The sequence below is a fragment of the Maribellus sp. YY47 genome (assembly GCF_023111095.1).
Lineage (GTDB): Bacteria > Bacteroidota > Bacteroidia > Bacteroidales > Prolixibacteraceae > Draconibacterium.
Map to the genome: position 1 here is coordinate 4,314 of NZ_JALGYW010000003.1, position 3,037 is coordinate 7,350.

Below are 3,037 nucleotides of genomic sequence, written 5' to 3' on the forward strand. Positions count from 1 at the left end.
CGGTTGCGCAGCTAACGACTTTACGGTTGAAATGACCTACTCTGGTTCTGACCAGGATCCGGCAACCGGTATTACTCCTTCAGGAGTTGCCAATATTAATGCTTGTGCCAACGAAACTGAAATTGACGGACTGTACCCGACTGCCGATGATGAAGCTGCAATTGAAGCCGCTTACTCTGACGACTGTGGAACAGTAACGGCAGCATTCGTAAGCCAAACATTAACAGGCGGACAGTGCAACTGGACACTCGTTCGAACTTATAATATTTCTGACGGTTGCGCAGCTAACGACTTTACGGTTGAAATGACCTACTCCGGTTCTGACCAAACTGCTCCACAAATATTAGGTTCTATTGAAGAAACCAATTTAGAAGGATGTGACGCATCTGATGCCCCGGTAGCCGTTACAACGGTAGCAGGCCTTGAACAACTTGGTCTTTCAATTTCTGACAACTGTGCTGCAGACAATGACTTGATAGTAACCTATGAAGATGTTGTTACCGGTTCTTGTCCAATCGTAATTACACGCACTTATACAATAAAAGATGCTTGTGAGAATTCAAACACAGTTGAACAAATTATTAATATTGATGACAATACTGCACCAACTTTCACTGTTCCAAAGGATACAACAATATACGCAGACAGTAATTGCTATACTGACACAACCGCATTAAGTACAGGAGTTGTTAGCGACTTAGCTGACAACTGTGATGACAGTCCTTCTCTAGTCCACGAAGACCTGCCTTGCTTCGGAACTGAAGACCCAACCAACCTGAGTGCCAATGCAGAAGGGAACACCTTTGAGTTCGAAATCAGAGGACTGGATGGATACAAAGAAAGTGACATTGCAAACCTGAATATTGCTTTTGAAGCTAACCAGGGAGTAGGCCGGGCAGAATTCTGGCTGGTTTCTCCATCAGGAAAAGCTCTGAAAATTGTTGGTGACTACTGCATGACTTGTAACGAAACCGGTGTATTTGACATCAACTTTTCCGACAATGCAAGTGAAACATGGAGTAATGCTACACCTCAACATACAGGATATTTTAAACCTACAGGAGCAGAGTCTGTCATAAATGCAATTCCTGGGATGGTGGCCATAAATAGCTTTGCTGAATTTGGCGATGACCCAATGAACGGAACCTGGAAGATTTGGGGAAGAAAATACTCAGTTGAGAATGAACAGGGAGGTGACGGAGTTGTAAGGTTCAACAGCGTTTGTTTAACACCTGCACTTGATGCTTGTCCGAACAACAAGATTTTCGTAAGACACTGGACTGCTACTGATGCTTGTGGAAACGTATTTTCTGACCAACAAGTAATTCAGGTACTCGATACTATAAGGCCGAAGTTAACGGTTCCTACAGCCGATCTGGAACTGGGATGCAATCCAGAAATACTACCTACAGTAGCATCTGTTGAAGCTGCATCATCTGCTACCGACAACTGCACTGCAGAACCTGAAATTTCGGTAGAAGCAGGGGCTATTACCGGCGAATGCATGAAAACACAGATCTTTACTGTTACTGCAGACGACGAGTGTGGAAATTCGATTAAAAAGACTGTCACCTACACGTGGACAGAAGATACTGAAGCTCCGGTGATCAGCACTCTTGCAGAAAGCGCAGAACTTGGTTGTAATCCGGAAGTAGTAGCTCCCGTGTTCACAGGATTTGACAACTGCGAAGGTGGATTTGAACCGATCGTTACAACTGAAGGCTCTACCAACATTGGTTGCAGCTATTCTCAAACATGGACTGCTAACTATACCGATGCTTGCGGGAATCCTGCGGCTCCGGTTAGCATTACCTATACCTGGACTGAAGATACAGAAGCTCCAGTAATCAGCACTCTTGCTGAAAGCGCAGAACTTGGTTGTAATCCGGAAGTAGTAGCTCCTGTTTTCACAGGATCTGACAACTGCGAAGGTGAGTTCGAACCGAACGTTACAACTGAAGGTTCTACCAACATCGGTTGCAGCTATACTCAAACATGGACTGCTAACTATACCGATGCTTGCGGTAATCCCGCTGCTCCGGTTAGCATTACTTATACCTGGACTGAAGATACAGAAGCTCCTGTAATCAGCACCCTTGCTGAAAACAGTGACCTGGGAGGTAATCCGGAGGTAGTAGCTCCTGTCTTCACAGGATCAGACAACTGCGAAGGTGAGTTCGAACCGATCGTTACTACTGACGGTCCTACCAGTATCGGTTGCAACTATTCACAAACATGGATAGCTAACTATACTGATGCTTGCGGTAACCCCGCTGCTCCGGTAAGTATTACTTACACTTGGCAAGTAGATAATGGAGTTCCGATCATAGAAACCACAGCTGAGAATGCAGACTTGGGTTGCAACCCGGAAGTAGTAGCTCCTGTATTTACCTACACTGATAACTGTGAAGGCGAAGTATTACCTTTACCGACAGACAGCGTATCTACTACAGGACCGTCTAATGTTGGATGTGCTTATTCACAAACATGGACAGCAAGCTATACCGATGCCCTCGGAAATAAAGCTGAAGATGTTGTTATTACCTACACCTGGACTGAAGATACTGAAGCTCCGGTGATCAGCACCCTGGCTGAAAATACTGACCTGGGTTGTAATCCGGAAGTAGTAGCTCCTGTTTTCACAGGATCAGACAACTGCGAAGGTGAGTTCGAACCGAACGTTACAACTGAAGGTTCTACCAACATCGGTTGCAGCTATACTCAAACATGGACTGCCAACTATACCGACGCTTGCGGTAATCCTGCTGCTCCGGTTAGCATTACCTATACATGGACAGAAGATACTGAAGCTCCGGTAATCAGCACTCTCGCTGAAAATACTGACCTGGGTTGTAATCCGGAAGTAGTAGCTCCTGTTTTCACAGGATCAGACAACTGCGAAGGTGAATTCGAACCGAACGTTACAACTGAAGGTTCTACCAACATCGGTTGCAGCTATACTCAAACATGGACTGCTAACTATACCGATGCTTGCGGTAACCCTGCGGCTCCGGTTAGCATTACCTATACATGGACT

The 3,037-nt window shown here is 45.4% G+C and carries 1 protein-coding gene; it reads left to right on the plus strand.

Going from position 1 to position 3,037, the window contains the following annotated elements:
- Positions 1-3,037, plus strand: a 3,037-nt coding sequence (locus tag MR764_RS02835) for a hypothetical protein (RefSeq protein WP_247977877.1), incomplete at both ends; no start/stop codon positions are given.